The following is a 16,113-nucleotide window of genomic DNA, read 5'->3' as shown; positions in this document are numbered from 1 at the left end:
TTCCAGGGAGCAAGACAATGCAGCAACAAAAAAATCAAAAAGGATTATGGTGGCAGGCTCTGCTAATTGCGGCGGTGCTAATGACGAATACCTGGTTTGCCCAGGCTGCAGTTACAGATATTTCCAGCAATCCTCTATCTACAGCTTCAGGGACGGTAGTGCGTCCTAACGTGATGTTTGTATTGGATGATTCGGGGAGCATGAACTTCAATTTTATGCCGGATTTCCTTGGATACGGCAATTATCGAGCAGGTAAATGCAAGGCAAGTAATGGCAACATGAGTGCGTCATGTGCAGGTACTTCACAAAGTGGTCAAAGTAAACCAACTGCAGGTGGTGATCCTCCAGTCTACAGTCCTTTGGTTAATGCGATTTATTACAACCCTGCTATCAGTTACACGCCGCCAATAAATCCTTGTGATATATCACAAACATTGCCAACCATGAATGGTACTAATACCAATGGCTGGCAAGCAGTGAGGGTGGTTGGTCATGCTATTGATACTAACTCGTGCACACAGAATTCTGCGTCCGCGAATATTTTGACTCAATATCCAGAGAGAGAATATTGCGGTTCGGTTTACAACTCTAGCACTAGAAGAAATGAAACGGTATGCAAACGAAATGGAATAGATGGGCCTACAACCGGCACTACTCGTGGTTATGATTGGCCCGATAGTACATTTTCGACAGGGCGCACTCGAAATAGTAATCCTCATTATTTCCTGATAACGCCTAAAGAGTATTGTCAGGACGTTAATCTTACCGATTGTCAATCGACGTCATCTCTAACATATGCAAGGCCTGCATATGTTAGGTATTGTAAAACTGCTGCTGATGCTGGCAGTACATCTGTAGTGAGTGGAACAGATGCGTGCCAAGCTAAACATGATAGTGATCATCGTTATGCACGTTATGGCGATTTTGTACGTACTGATATCACATCAGATAAAACATTTACGAAATATGCAGATCGTATAGATTGCGCTGGCACTTCGTGCAGTTATGCAGAAGAAATGACCAATTTCGCCAACTGGTATGCCTATTACCGTACCCGATCTTTCGCAATGAAAAGCGCAGCAGGGCAGGCATTTGCAACAATTGATAATAATTATCGCGTAGGGTTCATCACAATTAATCCTGGGTCGCCAGTGAGCGCTAATAAATATTTAAAGATTGATACATTCGAGTCTGCTCATAAAGCAAACTGGTATAAGAAGTTTTATTCTTCAGAAGCTTCAGGAGGAACGCCTCTCAGAGAAGCACTATCCCGTGTAGGTCGCCATTTTGCAGGAGTAACTACTGGAATCAATGCGGGAATGAAAGATGATCCTGTGCAATTTGCTTGCCAACAGAACTTCACTATCTTGACCACGGATGGTTACTGGAATGGCAATAAGGGAATGACGAAAGATGGTGGTGAAATCGGGACACAGGATAGTACAGATGGAGGCTACTCTAGGCGAGCCGATGGAGCATATGACGGAAACCCAACGACGGTTGTAAATAAAAAAACAGTTTCATTGGCCGCTGAAACACTTGCTGATGTCGCCATGTATTACTACCAGACTGATTTGCGAGAGGACATGGAAAACAAGGTGCCGACGACGAGTAAAGATAGGATTTCGGCACAGCACATGAACACTTTTACGCTGGGTTTGGGGCTGGACGGCGAGATGAATTATCGTTCTGATTATGAAATCGCCAATGACGGTGATTTTGCCATGATCAAGCAAGGTGCCGTGGATTGCCATTGGGCGCCGGGGGAAGTGTGCAACTGGCCTATCCCTGCTGCTGACGCTCCCAGTGCCCTAGACGATCTCTGGCACGCCGCAGTCAATGGCCGTGGCTTGTATTTCAGCGCCAAACAGCCAAAAGAACTGATATCTGGATTGCGTAGTGCATTGGCTGGCGTATCAGATAGAACGGGTGCAGCGGCCGCATCTGCAACCAGTAGCCCCAATATTACCCAAACCGATAACTATATCTTCAGCTCCACTTACCGTAGCGTGCACTGGGACGGCGATGTGCAGGCGCAGACGATCAACCCGGCCGATGGCACCGTAAGCGAAGCGCATGTATGGAGCGCGCAGGCTCAGTTGAGTGGCGGACGGAGCATTTTCAAGTTTAACCGTGATACCAAAGCAATCGAGCCGTTTGCCTGGGACAACCTGAGCACTGAGGAAAAAGCCTATTTCAATAACAAGTGCGAACTGCTCTCGCAATGCAATGGTTTCAATGCAGATCTCAAAGAGATTGCAAATTCGGGCGAGAACCTGCTGAATTACCTGCGCGGGCAGTCTGTCAATAGCGGCGAAGTGAGCCAGACGGACAAGGCATACCGTTTGCGCACGCATTTGCTGGGCGATATCGTGAATTCGGCGCCCGCATACGTGAAGCAGCCGCGATTCAACTTCATTGACAACGTGGCGCCTAATTATCAGACCTTCAAGAATGATCATGCCGATCGCCATGGCATGCTGTATGTCGGCGGCAATGACGGCATGCTGCACGCGTTCAACACCACCAACGGCAATGAGAGCTGGGCCTATGTGCCGCAGTCCGTCATGCCGAACTTGTACAAGCTGGCGGACAAGAACTATGGCGCCAATCACCAGTTCCTGGTGGATGGGTCGCCCCAGGTCATGGATGTTTACGATGCCGCTACTTCGGCCTGGCGCACGATTCTTGTCGGCGGGCTGAATGCTGGCGGGCGCGGATATTATGCTCTGGATGTGACCGATGAAGACAATCCGAAGGCGTTGTGGGAATTCTGCCATACCAACAGCTATTGCAACCGTTGGGATGAGGACCTGGGCCTGACATACGGCAATCCCATCATTACCAAGCTGCCCGAGGGGAATGCTCGTCCCGGCCGCTGGGTGGTGATTTTCACGTCGGGCTACAACAATGTCTCGCCAGGCAACGGCCAAGGGTATTTGTATATCGTCGATGCCATTACAGGCGAATTGCTTGATAAAGTCGGCACAGGTGTAGGGACGGCGGAAAGCCCGAGCGGTTTCGCCAAACTGGCCAGCAGTTCGGGCATCAACGGCAATGCCGATATCAATGCAACCTCCGTAGCGGTATATGGAGGCGATCTGGAAGGGAATTTATGGAAGGTGAATCTTGAGGCAACTTCTTTACAAGCTGTCCGGATGGCCAAGCTGACTGATCCCAATGGCTTGGGACAGCCCATTACTACAAGGCCGGAAATCGGTAAACTGCCCAAAGTGGCGGAGCCAGTGATTTTTGTGGCAACAGGCCGTTATTTGGGGTTAAGCGATGTGACGAATACCCAGGTGCAATCTGTCTATGCAATCCGTGACAATGGCGTAAGTTATAACGGGCGTGCTTTGACGCCAAGGACGATTACCCATGGCGATACGACCTCTTCGATTGCAGGCAGCGATCTGGATTGGGCAGGCGGAGGCTGGTATGTCGATTTGCCCGAATCGCGCGAACGGGTGAATCTTGATCCCCAGCTGGCGTTAGGCACGCTGACGGTCAACAGCAATACGCCGCAGATCGACAACGTGAATTCAGATGGTTGCTCACTGGGCGGGACAACCCGGGTTTACCAGTTTGATTACAGGACGGGCTTGATGGTGCCCGGCGCGACGCATTTCGGTCAGAAGCTTGCAACGGGGCTGTCCGTGGGGATGGTGATTGTCCGCTTGCCGAACGGGCAGCTCAAGGCAATCATTACCGACGCGCAAGGCCGGAAAACCACTATAGGCATTGATACGGCTGCATCTGATAGCGTGTCAAGACGTACAGGCTGGCGTGAGCTGACCAGATAGCGAGTGAGGGAAATAACCTCTTAAAGCCAGGATTGTTTCCTGGCTTTTTTATTTATTCCTGAGCCAATTTTTCCAGCCTGTCTAGCAGGATGCCGGCCGGGTTGCATTCTGTTTGTGCGGCAATTTCCACCATGCCGGTCGGGCTGGTGACGTTGATTTCGGTCAGGTGCTCGCCGATCACGTCCAGGCCGACCAGGAACAATCCCTTTTCCTTAAGTACCTTGCCGACGGCATTGGCGATTTCGTAGTCGCGCCCTGTCAGCGGCTGGGCCACGCCTTTGCCGCCTGCGGCCAGGTTGCCGCGCGTCTCGCCGTTTTGCGGGATGCGGGCCAGGGCGTAGGGCAGCGGTTCGCCGTCAATGACGATGATGCGCTTGTCGCCTTGCGTGATGTCGGGCAGGTAGCGCTGGGCCATGATGGTCTGGCTGCCGTGGCGCGTGATGGTTTCAAGGATGACGCCGAGGTTGGGGTCGCCTTGTTGGAGGCGGAACACGCTGCTGCCGCCCATGCCGTCCAGCGGTTTCACGACAATATCCTGGTGTTCCGCCAGGAACTCGCGGATCAGTGCCTGCTCGCTGGAGACCAGGAACGCAGGTGCGAACTGCGGGAAGTTGAGCACCGCGAGCTTTTCGTTCCAGTCTCGAATGGAGCTTGGGTTGTTATAAACGCGTGCGCCTTGCCTGGCCGCCTGCTCCAGCAGGTAGGTGCTGTATAGGTATTCGTTGTCGAACGGCGGATCCTTGCGCATGAGGATGGCATCGAACGCTTCGGGAGCTTCTTCATGGATGTTGCCTAGCGAATACCAAGGGGTGCCGTCAATGAATCTGAAAGGCCGGCTACGCAGCCTGGCTTCATGGTGGCGCAGCAAAAGACCGTGTTGCAACGCCACGAATAAGGAGTGCCCGCGCGACGCGGCTTCGCGCATGATGGCGAGGCTGGTGTCCTTGTACGGCTTGAGGCTGTCGAGCGGGTCGAGGATGAAGGCAATGCGCATAATTAGCCCCTAGTCAGTCCAGCAAGTCCGGGTCGGTTTCCTGCAGCTCGATGGTGGCGGCAAGCAAGGCCAGGCGCGCCACCACGCCGTAGGCATAGAAGCGGTTGGGCGCCGCATCCGGCGCGCCGGCACAGTCCGGCGTGGAGCATGGCGTCTCAAATGCCAGGGGTTCGAAATGCATGCCTGGCGCATTGAGGTTTTCGTCGGCGCCGCGTGAGGTATGGACGCGGTAGAAGCCGCCCACCACGAAGTGGTCCATCATGTAGACGACAGGCTCGGCCACGGCGTCATTGAGGTGCTCGAAGGTATACACCCCCTCCTGCAGGATGACCTCGCTCACTTTGAGGCCCTCCTTCACCACGGACATTTTGTTGCGCTGCTTGCGGTTGAGGTCTCGGACGTCGTCAGCGCTTTTGACGGTCATGATGCCCATGCCATAGGTGCCGGCGTCGGCCTTGACGATGACGAAGGGCTCCTGGTTGACGCCATATTCCGCATATTTTTCGCGGATTCTAGCCAATAAGGCTTCCACTTTTTCGGCGAGTTGCTCTTCGCCGGTGCGGGCGTGGAAATCCAGCCCGCCACAGGTGTCGAAATAGGGATTGAGCAGCCACGGGTCTGTGCCGATCAACGGGGCGAATTCCTCCACCACGCGGTTATACGCGGCGAAATGCTTGGACTTGCGGCGCGTGGCCCAGCCTGCATGCAAGGGCGGGATCAGCGATTGTTCAAGGCCCTGCAGGATATCGGGAACGCCGCCGGAAAGGTCGTTGTTGAGCAGGACGGCGCAGCTGTCGAAGTTATCCAGTAACAGGCGATTGCCTTTGCGTTGTACGGGTTCCAGCAGGATGCTGTGGCCATCGTGCGTTTCCAGGAAGGTGGGTGCGGTAATCTCGGGCGCAATGCTGCCGATGCGGACTTCCAGGCCGGCCTGGCGCAGGATATGGGTGAGGGCATGGACATTGCGCAGGTAGAAGGTATTGCGCGTGTGGTTCTCCGGGATCAGCAGCAGGCGGCGCGCATCAGGGCAGATCTTTTCCACCGCCACCATGGCGGCCTGGATGCACAATGGCAGGAAGTCCGGGTTCAGGTTGTTGAAGCCGCCCGGGAACAGGTTGGTGTCCACCGGGGCGAGCTTGAAGCCCGCGTTGCGTAGATCCACCGAGGCATAGAACGGCGCGCCGTATTCCTGCCATTGGCTGCGGAACCAGTGTTCGATGCGGGGCATGTTTTCCAGCAGGCGCTTTTCCAGGGTGAGCAATGGGCCGGTGAGGGCAGTCGTAAGGTGGGGAACCATCATGTTGTAAGGGGCACCTGATAAGCCAAGAGTAGGCGGAGATTTTAGCCTAAAGCAGGGTGGAGGCGAAAAAAAAGGGCGCTAAAAGCGCCCTGAGGAGGAGGAGATAATGCATAAAACTAGGCAGTAAGATGTTCCTGGTCTTGCGACGTAAAGATCAAATTACGCTTGCTAATACATAAGCAATCACCGTGCCAGTTTTATAGGCTAGAATCAGCCCGGTTTAGGCTGGTTTAACGCCGGCATTGTGATGAAGTGGTGCAGGATTGCCCCGATTGGGTGCAATTGGATATTTTTTTATGCGCGATGCTGGCAGGGGAATGTAAAAATACAAACGGGCGCTTATGCGCCCGTTTGTATCGAACCTAGAAGGTCTTAGTAGTGATAGGCACGTTCACCGTGCTCGGAAGTGTCCAGGCCCTCGCGTTCAGCCTCTTCGCTGGCACGCAGGCCGATGACCAAGTCCACGATCTTGAACAGGATGTAACTGCCGATGCCGCCCCATACAATGGTTACGCCAATGGCTACCGCTTGTGCATAAAGCTGGCTGCCCATGGTCACGCCCTCTTCGTAGCCTATGCCGCCGAAATCAGCGCTCATGAGGATGCCGGTGCCGATGGCGCCGATCAGGCCGGCTACGCCGTGGATACCGAAGACATCCAGGGAATCGTCATAGCCAAGCTTGACCTTGAGGCTGGTGACCGCCCAGAAAGCGATGACGCTGGCAATGAAGCCCAACACGATGGAGCCGACAGGGCCTAGGAAGCCGCAAGCAGGCGTGATGGCAACCAGGCCTGCAACCGCGCCGGAAACGGCACCCAGCAGCGAAGGCTTGCCCTTGAACAGCCATTCGGCAAATACCCAGCCCAACACTGCGGCGCCAGTGGCCGCTTGGGTATTGATCAGCGCGAGGCCGGCAGTGCCATCGGCAGCCAATTCGCTACCGACGTTGAAGCCGAACCAGCCTACCCACAGCATGGAAGCGCCTACCATGGTCAGCGTGATGCTGTGCGGAGGCATGGCTTCCTTGCCGTATCCAAGGCGTTTGCCGACGACGATGGCGCCTACCAGCGCTGCAATACCGGCATTCATGTGAACGACGGTGCCGCCTGCGAAGTCAGCAGCACCGAGGTCGCCCAGGAAGCCGCCGCCCCATACCATGTGGGCGATCGGGATGTAGATGAACGTCACCCACAAGGCGAGGAACGCCAGCACCGCGGAGAATTTCATGCGCTCGGCAAAACCGCCGACAATCAGCGCCGGGGTAATCGCCGCAAAGGTCAATTGAAAAGTGACGAACACGTATTCAGGAATGGTGCCGCCGTCGAGCAAGGTATCTGGCGTGATGCCGGACAACAGGGTTTTGCTGAATCCGCCGATATAGGCATTCAGGCTACCGCCGTCGGTAAAGGCCAGGCTATAGCCGTAGACGACCCAGATCACGGACATCAGCGCCGTCGTCACGAACACTTGGGTCAGGACGGATACCATGTTCTTGGTGCGAACTAGGCCGCCGTAGAACAGGGCGACACCGGGAATGATCATCGCTAATACCAGCACAGTAGCGACGATGGTCCAGGCCGTATCGCCGGCGCTGAGCGACAGTACTGCTTCAGCCGTCGTTTCTACCGCTTCTGCGGCAGCGGGTGCAATTTCAGTGGCGACGGCTTCATCGACGATGACAGCTTCTTCTTCAGCCAGCGCAAAGCCGGAAAAACCCAGCGCGCCAACCAGTGCAATCATGGAAAGAATTTTTTTCATATCAAACCCCTTAAAGCGCATCTGTGCCGGTTTCGCCAGTACGGATGCGATAGACTTGTTCCAAGTCGAAGACAAATATCTTGCCATCACCGATTTTGCCGGTTGTGGCAGATTTTTCGATAACTTCCACTACCTGGTCAAGTAATTCGTCGGCAATCGCAACTTCCAGCTTGACCTTGGGCAAAAAGTCGACAACGTATTCTGCACCACGGTAAAGCTCAGTGTGGCCTTTTTGGCGGCCAAAGCCTTTGACTTCAGTGACGGTGATCCCCTGCACGCCAATGGAAGACAGGGCTTCACGCACTTCGTCAAGCTTGAAGGGCTTGATGATGGCGGATACGAGTTTCATGGTTATCTCCTCTAATAAAAAGCAGAAAGGCAAGGCGATCTGCCTTGCCTTCTATCATGTCTGTCTTCTTAGAAAGTCTTTTGTACGAACAATGTCCAGTTTTCCTTACCGGAAAACACAGGGCCGTAAGTGAATGCACTACGGTCAGCATCGGTGTCGGTGTAGTAACCACCCACTACGATACCGTTATCCCAAGCCTTGCTCAGGCCAAGTTTCCAGTCTGTATAGTCGTATTCGTTAGGGCCATTGCCGAACTCTTGGCGACCAACGTGAGCGATGGCGCTATAGCCACTGTCACCAAATGGGATATCCAGAGTCAAATCGACATAGCTAGCGCCACGACCTTGGAAACCAAATGCAGACTTGCTTGGAGACCAGTTATAACGCAAAGCAACCCACTTGTATGCAAGACCACCGTAGATTTCAGTAGTGTCGGCGTTGTATGTGTTAGGGGCACTATTTCTACGACCTGGGTAGATGTATTGATTCACGCCAACATCATAAGTAATGCCAGTTTCACCGATTTCAGCAGTGTAACCACCGTAGATGTCCCATTCCATGCTTGAGCTATTGTATGCACGATCACCACCTGCACCATCTGCACCGGTGTCTGCTAGCCAGCTGATGCTGGAAGCCCATGAGCCTACATAGAAGCCACTGGAATGTGAGTAATCGATACCACCTTGAATAGCTGGACGATCACCAGATTGGCTGGTACCACGGAAGATGTAGTTGCTTGTGAGGCCGATGTTGTATGTAATGGTGTGAGGGGATGTAGCCTCAGCAGCTTCTTCGGCCATAACGGCGGCAGGTGCTGCAAAAGTGCCAACGATGGCGGCAACTAGAAGCGAATTACGCATGATTTACCCTTTCAAGGTTAAAAATAAAACAGCAACGAAAACTCTGCGTTGGGTAATAAGCAACACCTGTGCCATAAAAACAACATCCATATAAAACAACAGGTTAAGTGGTATTTTTTGGGAATTTTCCCGGTCTGGAATGGTGCATTTCTTGTTTTTTATTTGTAAGTGATTGAGTTTGTTATGTTTAATTTGGATTTTTGCAGGTGAAAAACTGCTAAACTGCGGATGTTTTGGGAGGTTTTTACGTAATGATTACTCCGTTTATTGATGAATTATCCAATAAAATCAAAGAAATATATTCTTCCTTGCCAGCCGATGGCGCAGAGCGCAATTTGCATGCACTATTACAGGGCGCATTCACTAAACTGGAGCTTGTAACGCGTGAGGAGTTTGATATCCAGGCGGAAGTGCTACGCAAGACCCGGGCTCAACTGGCTGATCTGGAAAAGCAATTAGCCGAGATTGAAACGAAGCTGGGGCAGTCTTCCTGAGCATGGCGCTGGCGGTTTTGCATAGCCGTGCCCTGGCCGGTATGGAGGCGCCGGAGGTCGCGGTGGAAGTTCACCTTGCCAACGGCTTGCCGAGCTTCACCATCGTCGGCTTGCCCGAAGCCGAGGTCAAGGAGAGCAAGGACAGGGTGCGTGCCGCCCTGCAAACGGCACAGTTTGAATTCCCGGCCCGCCGGATCACCGTCAACCTGGCGCCTGCAGACCTTCCCAAGGAAAGCGGCCGTTACGATTTACCGATCGCGCTGGGGATTTTGGCTGCCTCCGGGCAAATACCCGCAAAAGGGCTGGATCAATATGAGGTGGCGGGCGAGCTTGCGTTGACCGGCGAACTGCGCCCGATACGCGGTGCATTGGCCATGGCGTACAAGGCCAGGGAAAGCGGCCGTACCTTCATCCTGCCCCAGGAGAGCGCCGCCGAGGCGGCATTGGTGCAAGGCGCTACAGTCCTGCCTGCCGCTAGCCTGCTGCAAGTATGCGCCCATCTGGCAGGCCGTGAGTTGTTGGTGCCGCAACCGGTCAATATCCCGCAAAGCTTTTCAGTCGATGCCGATTTTGCAGAGGTCAAGGGGCAACTGCAGGCCAAGCGAGCATTGGAGATTGCAGCCGCAGGCGGGCACAGTGTGCTGATGTCCGGGCCGCCCGGCACGGGGAAATCCATGTTGGCCTCGCGTTTTGTCGGCTTGTTGCCCGCCATGACGGAGGCCGAGGCGTTGGAATCTGCCGCCATCCAGTCGTTGAGCAAGGGTTTCCGTGCCGGCGATTGGGGCAAGCGGCCTTATCGTGCGCCTCACCACACGGCTTCGGGCGTGGCGCTGGTGGGTGGCGGCGCGATTCCCAAGCCCGGCGAGATATCTTTGGCGCATCACGGAGTCTTGTTCCTGGACGAGCTTGCGGAGTTCGACCGCAAAGTGCTGGAGGTCTTGCGCGAACCCCTGGAATCCGGGCATATCACGGTCTCGCGCGCTGCGCGCCAGGCGGAGTTTCCCGCACGTTTTCAATTGATTGCCGCCATGAATCCGTGCCCATGCGGCTACTTCGGGCACCCCAATGGCAAGTGCCGATGCACGCCGGACCAGATAGCCCGGTATCGTCATCGTCTGTCCGGGCCGTTGCTGGACCGGATCGATATTCATATCCAAGTACCGGCGTTGAGCGAGGATGAATTAATGCACGCGCCGGCAGGAGAGGCGAGCGCCGCGATCAGGTCTAGGGCCGAGGCGGCAAGGCAGCGCCAGCTGGATCGGCAGGGGGTCTGCAACTATTTGCTCACAAGCCCGCAGGTGGACGAGCATTGCCAGCCGGACGAAGCAGGCGGCGCGCTGCTGAAGCAGGCGATCACCCGCCTTGACCTTTCCGCGCGCGCTTTTCACCGCATCCTCAAGGTGGCCCGCACGATTGCCGACCTGGCTGCCAGCGAAGCCGTGCAAAGCACGCATATCGCCGAAGCGGTGCAATACCGCAGGCTGGGGCTGTAGCTGCGGTGGATTTATTGCAAGGTTGGCGCGAAGAGCAGCGCTCCGCGTATTTATACAGGGAGTTGTCCCGGCGCGAGCCGGACAAGGCGCTTGCCGACATGTTTCAGGGCTTGGCTGCAGCCGCCGCTGAGCAGGCTGGAATCTGGGAGGCAAAGCTAGTTGCGGCAGGACATGTGGTGGAAACCTACCGGCCGGATTTGCGAACCAAAGTGGTCGTGTTGCTGCTGCGCAGCCTGGGGCCCAAGCGTATCCGCCCGGTGTTGGCGGCAAGCAAGGTGCGGGGCCTTTCGGCATATGGCGCCAAGAATATTGCATTGTCCTCGCATGCCATGCCGATGCAGGCCAATGAAGTGGGCGGCCGGCACAAGCTGGCTGGCAGCAACGGCGGATTGAGGGCTGCCGTGTTCGGCGTCAATGACGGCCTGGTATCGATTGCCTGCCTGGTGCTGGGGGTGGCGGGGGCGGCAAGCAATGCCTCGGTCATCCTGTTGTCAGGCGTCGCTGGGTTGTTGGCCGGGGCCTTTTCCATGGCGGCGGGCGAATATATTTCCATGCGTTCCCAGCGCGACTTGTTCGAGTACCAAATTGCGTTGGAGCGCGAAGAGCTGGACCTGTACCCGGAGCAGGAAGCAGCAGAGTTGGCGCTGATCTACGAAGCGCGAGGATTGACGCAGGACGAGGCGCGGCAACTCGCCGGCCGGCTGGTGGCTGACAAGGAGCTGGGGCTGGATATCCTGACCAGGGAAGAGCTGGGCCTCAACCCCGACGAATTGGGTTCGCCGTGGATGGCGGCCATATCCTCATTCGCATCGTTTCTGGTCGGGGGCACGATCCCGTTGCTGCCGTGGTTGCTGAATGTTTCATCCCATGCGTTGACGCTGGCGTTTGGCCTGACCGGCGGTGCCCTGTTCCTGGTGGGGGCCTTGCTTGCACTGTTCAGCGGGCGCAACATGATCTACGGCGGCGCGCGCATGCTGCTGATCGGCGCTGCGGCAGGCGGCATGACTTACTGGGTCGGCAGCCTGCTGGGCTCGGGCATACCTGTTTAACGGCAATCAAGAGCGATCCCGGTCAGGCACTGCAGAGGTATGGCAAGGCAACAGCGTCAGGAGAGTCTTACTTGGCATGCCAGAATTCTGGGCATGTTATGCGCCATGCCGCTCCTGTTTTATAATCACGCCCTGAATATTCAATCACCTGGCAATTATCCGATTCGCCGGCATTAAGGTTCCGCATGAAACGTTACGAAATGTCCCCCACCGAGGTCTTGCTGCGAGAGATTCTCGCCAAGCGCATCATGATTCTGGATGGCGCGATGGGGACCATGATCCAGCAATACAAGCTGACCGAGGAGGATTACCGCGGCGGCCCGCAAGGGCGTTTTGCCGATTTTGCCGCGCCAGAGGGCGAGCGGGAGCTGTTCGTCAAGGGCAACAACGAGTTACTGACTTTCACCCAGCCGCGAATCATCCAGGAGATACACGAGCAATACCTGGCAGCCGGGGCGGACATTATCGAGACCAATACGTTCGGCGCGACCAGTGTGGCGCAGGAAGACTATTTCATGGCCCACCTGGCCTATGAAATGAACGTCGAGGCCGCCAAGCTGGCGCGTGCGGCGTGCGACAAGTACTCCACGCCGGACAAGCCGCGCTTCGTGGCGGGCGCGCTGGGCCCCACGCCCAAGACCGCCTCCATCTCCCCTGACGTGAACGACCCGGCAGCGCGCAACGTCACCTTCGACCAGCTGGTGGCGGCTTACCATGAGCAGACCCGCGGCCTGGTCGAGGGCGGCGCGGACATCCTGATGGTCGAGACCATCTTTGATACGCTCAACTGCAAGGCGGCCTTGTTCGCGATCGACCAATATTTCGAGGAAGCCGGCAAGCGCCTGCCGATCATGATTTCCGGCACCGTGACGGATGCCTCCGGGCGCATTCTTTCCGGCCAGACCGTGCCCGCGTTTTGGAACTCCGTGCGCCATGCGCGTCCGCTGACGATAGGCCTCAACTGCGCCCTGGGCGCTGCCCTGATGCGGCCGTATGCCGAAGAGCTGAGCAAGATCGCGGATACCTTCGTCTGCATCTACCCGAACGCGGGCCTGCCCAACCCGATGTCGGACACCGGCTTTGACGAGAAGCCCGCGGATACTTCCGCCTTGCTCAAGGAGTTCGCCGAGAGCGGCTTCGTCAATATTGCCGGCGGCTGCTGCGGCACCACGCCGCCGCATATTGCCGCGATTGCCGAGACGGTCAGGGATATCCCGCCGCGCCGCATCCCGGAAATCCCTGTGGCGACCAGGCTGGCCGGGCTGGAGCCGTTCACGATCGATGAAAACTCCTTGTATGTGAATGTCGGCGAGCGGACCAACGTCACCGGCTCCAAGGCCTTTGCGCGCATGATCCTCAACGAGCAATACGAGGAAGCGCTGGTCGTGGCGCGCCAGCAGGTGGAGAACGGCGCGCAGGTAATCGACATCAACATGGACGAAGGCATGCTGGACGCCATCCATGCCATGACGCACTTCCTTAATCTGGTGGCTTCCGAGCCAGACATCGCCCGCGTGCCCATCATGATCGACTCGTCCAAGTGGGCGGTGATCGAGGCCGGGCTCAAGTGCGTGCAGGGCAAGTCCATCGTCAACTCCATCTCCATGAAGGAGGGCGAGGCCGAGTTCCTGCGCCAGGCCGCGTTGTGCCGCCGCTACGGCGCCGCGGTGATCGTCATGGCGTTCGACGAAGTCGGGCAGGCCGATACTTTCGAGCGCAAGGTCGAGATTTGCAAACGCGCCTATGACCTGCTGGTGGAAAAGCTGGATTTCCCGCCCGAGGATATCATTTTCGACCCCAACATCTTTGCCGTGGCGACCGGCATCGAAGAGCACAACAACTATGCCGTGGACTTCATCAACGCCACGCGCTGGATCAAGGAAAACCTGCCTTATGCGCGCATTTCCGGCGGCGTATCGAACGTGAGCTTCAGTTTCCGCGGCAACGAGGCCGCGCGGGAAGCGATACACACCGTGTTCCTCTATCACGCCATCCAGGCCGGCATGACCATGGGCATCGTCAACGCCGGCATGATAGGCGTGTACGACGACCTCGACCCCGAGCTGCGCGAGCGCGTGGAAGACGTGGTGCTCAACCGCCGCGAGGATGCCACCGAGCGCATGATCGAGTTTGCCGCCACGCTGGCGGCGGGCGGCAAGAAGCAGGAAGCCACGCTGGATTGGCGCGGCACGCCGGATAGCCCGGTGACGGTGGAAAAGCGCCTTGAATATGCCATGGTGCACGGCATTACCGAATTCATCGTCGCGGATACCGAGGAAGCGCGGCAGAAGGTCATGGATGGCGGCGGACGCCCGATCCACGTAATCGAAGGCCCGTTGATGGACGGCATGAACGTGGTCGGCGACTTGTTCGGCCAGGGCAAGATGTTCCTGCCGCAGGTGGTGAAGTCGGCCCGCGTCATGAAGCAGGCGGTGGCCCACCTGGTGCCGTTCATCGAAGAAGAAAAGCGCGCCGAGGAAGCGCGCACGGGCATCGTGTCCAAGCCCAAGGGCAAGATGGTGATCGCCACCGTCAAGGGCGACGTGCACGACATCGGCAAGAATATCGTCTCGGTGGTGTTGCAGTGCAACAACTTCGAGGTGGTCAACATGGGCGTGATGGTGCCCTGCGCGGAAATATTGGAGCAGGCCAAGGCCAGCGGGGCCGACATCATCGGGCTTTCCGGCCTGATTACGCCTTCGCTAGAAGAAATGGCCTACGTGGCGCGGGAAATGCAGCGCGACCCGTATTTCCACGGACTCAAGATGCCGTTGCTGATCGGCGGGGCGACCACTTCGCGCGCGCATACAGCGGTCAAGATCGCGCCGCACTACGACGGCCCGGTGATTTACGTGCCGGACGCCTCGCGTTCGGTCTCCGTGATGCAATCCTTGCTGACGCCGGAGCAGCGCGACAGCTATATCGCGGAGCTGGAGCAGGATTACGAGCGGGTGCGTACCCAGCATGCCAACAAGAAGGGCACGCCGATGCTCAGCCTGGCCGAGGCCAGGGCCAACAAGGCCAGGCTCGATTTCACCGGCGAATATGCCCCGGTCAAACCCAAGTTCATCGGGCGCCGCGTATTCAAGAATATCGACCTGGCCACCATCGCCCAATATATCGATTGGGGCCCGTTCTTCCAGACTTGGGACCTGGCGGGACCTTATCCCGCCATCCTCAAGGACGAGGTGGTGGGAGAAGCGGCGACCAAATTATTCGCCGAAGGCCAGGCCATGCTCAAAAAGATCATCGACGGTCGCTGGCTCACGGCCAGCGGCGTGATCGCCCTGTTGCCGGCCAATACCGTCAATGACGACGATATCGAGATTTACACGGACGACACCCGTAGCCAGGTAGCGTTCACTTACTACGGCATGCGCCAGCAGACCCAGAAGCCGGTGGTAAACGGCGAGCAACGGCCCAACCAGTGCCTGGCCGACTTCATCGCGCCCAAGGACAGCGGCATTGCCGACTATATCGGCATGTTCGCCGTGACGGGCGGGCTGGACATCGAGAAATACGAGCAGCGTTTCGAGGCTGCGCATGACGATTACAGCAGCATCATGCTGAAATCGCTCGCCGACCGCCTGGCGGAAGCGTTTGCCGAATACCTGCATGAGCGCGTGCGCAAGGACTTGTGGGGGTATGCGCCTGAGGAAGCCTTGGGCAACGAGGCGCTGATCAAGGAGCAGTACCGCGGCATCCGTCCGGCGCCCGGGTATCCCGCCTGTCCGGACCACACCGTGAAGCCTGACATGTTCAACCTGATGAAATGCGAGGAAGTGGGCATACAACTCACCGATTCGTTTGCCATGATGCCGGGCGCCGCGGTTTCCGGTTTCTATTTCGCTCACCCGGAATCGAAGTATTTCAGCGTCGACAAAATCGGCGAGGACCAACTGCTGGACATGGCCAAGCGGCGCGGATTGCCGCGCGAATACCTGGAACGCTGGCTGGCGCCGAATTTGTCGTAAGCTTACGATGCTGCCGCCTTGCTACAATCAACCCTGATT

General features: G+C 56.7%; 10 protein-coding genes. 5 read left to right on the top strand and 5 right to left on the bottom strand.

Annotation, left to right across the window (positions count from 1 at the left end):
• The first annotated feature begins 17 nt into the window (after positions 1-17).
• Positions 18-3,803 carry a pilus assembly protein gene (locus tag ACKF11_RS04965; protein WP_407996183.1) on the top strand — a complete coding sequence of 1,262 codons (3,786 nt, stop codon included), beginning with the start codon at positions 18-20 and terminating at the stop codon, positions 3,801-3,803.
• Positions 3,804-3,855: 52 nt separating this feature from the next.
• On the opposite strand, the gene gshB is transcribed toward ACKF11_RS04965, so the two are convergent.
• The 5 genes from gshB to ACKF11_RS04940 form a co-directional block, all read right to left on the bottom strand.
• Positions 3,856-4,797: a glutathione synthase gene (gene gshB, locus ACKF11_RS04960; RefSeq protein ID WP_407996182.1), complete on the bottom strand. Its 942-nt coding sequence runs from the start codon at positions 4,795-4,797 to the stop codon at positions 3,856-3,858.
• Between the two features lie 13 nt (positions 4,798-4,810).
• Positions 4,811-6,094 (bottom strand): glutamate--cysteine ligase, encoded by a 1,284-nt coding sequence (gene gshA / locus ACKF11_RS04955; RefSeq protein WP_407996390.1) that lies wholly within the window; start codon positions 6,092-6,094, stop codon positions 4,811-4,813.
• 375 nt (positions 6,095-6,469) lie between these two features.
• On the bottom strand, positions 6,470-7,855 hold the full coding sequence (locus tag ACKF11_RS04950; protein WP_407996181.1) for an ammonium transporter: 1,386 nt from the start codon (positions 7,853-7,855) through the stop codon (positions 6,470-6,472).
• Positions 7,856-7,865: 10 nt separating this feature from the next.
• A complete protein-coding gene (gene glnK, locus ACKF11_RS04945) occupies positions 7,866-8,204 on the bottom strand; it encodes a P-II family nitrogen regulator (RefSeq protein WP_309565763.1) in 339 nt (112 codons plus the stop codon).
• Between the two features lie 68 nt (positions 8,205-8,272).
• Positions 8,273-9,064, bottom strand: a complete 792-nt coding sequence (locus ACKF11_RS04940) for a TorF family putative porin (RefSeq protein ID WP_407996180.1) — start codon at positions 9,062-9,064, stop codon at positions 8,273-8,275.
• Between the two features lie 251 nt (positions 9,065-9,315).
• On the opposite strand from ACKF11_RS04940, the gene ACKF11_RS04935 reads away from it, so the two are divergent.
• The 4 genes from ACKF11_RS04935 to metH all read left to right on the top strand — a co-directional run bounded on the left by ACKF11_RS04935 (position 9,316) and on the right by metH (position 16,074).
• Positions 9,316-9,558, top strand: coding sequence for an accessory factor UbiK family protein (locus ACKF11_RS04935; protein ID WP_407996179.1), 243 nt, complete (start codon positions 9,316-9,318; stop codon positions 9,556-9,558).
• Between the two features lie 2 nt (positions 9,559-9,560).
• On the top strand, positions 9,561-11,051 hold the full coding sequence (locus ACKF11_RS04930; RefSeq protein WP_407996178.1) for a YifB family Mg chelatase-like AAA ATPase: 1,491 nt from the start codon (positions 9,561-9,563) through the stop codon (positions 11,049-11,051).
• A gap of 5 nt (positions 11,052-11,056) precedes the next feature.
• Positions 11,057-12,100 carry a VIT1/CCC1 transporter family protein gene (locus ACKF11_RS04925; RefSeq protein WP_407993306.1) on the top strand — a complete coding sequence of 348 codons (1,044 nt, stop codon included), beginning with the start codon at positions 11,057-11,059 and terminating at the stop codon, positions 12,098-12,100.
• A gap of 185 nt (positions 12,101-12,285) precedes the next feature.
• On the top strand, positions 12,286-16,074 hold the full coding sequence (gene metH, locus ACKF11_RS04920) for a methionine synthase (RefSeq protein WP_407996177.1): 3,789 nt from the start codon (positions 12,286-12,288) through the stop codon (positions 16,072-16,074).
• Positions 16,075-16,113: the final 39 nt, after the last annotated feature.

It is taken from the genome of Methylobacillus draconifructus, assembly GCF_045984385.1.
Taxonomy (GTDB): Bacteria; Pseudomonadota; Gammaproteobacteria; order Burkholderiales; family Methylophilaceae; genus Methylobacillus; species Methylobacillus flagellatus_A.
The sequence above is the reverse complement of the archived record's forward strand: the minus strand, read 5'-3'. Positions and strand labels throughout refer to the sequence as shown.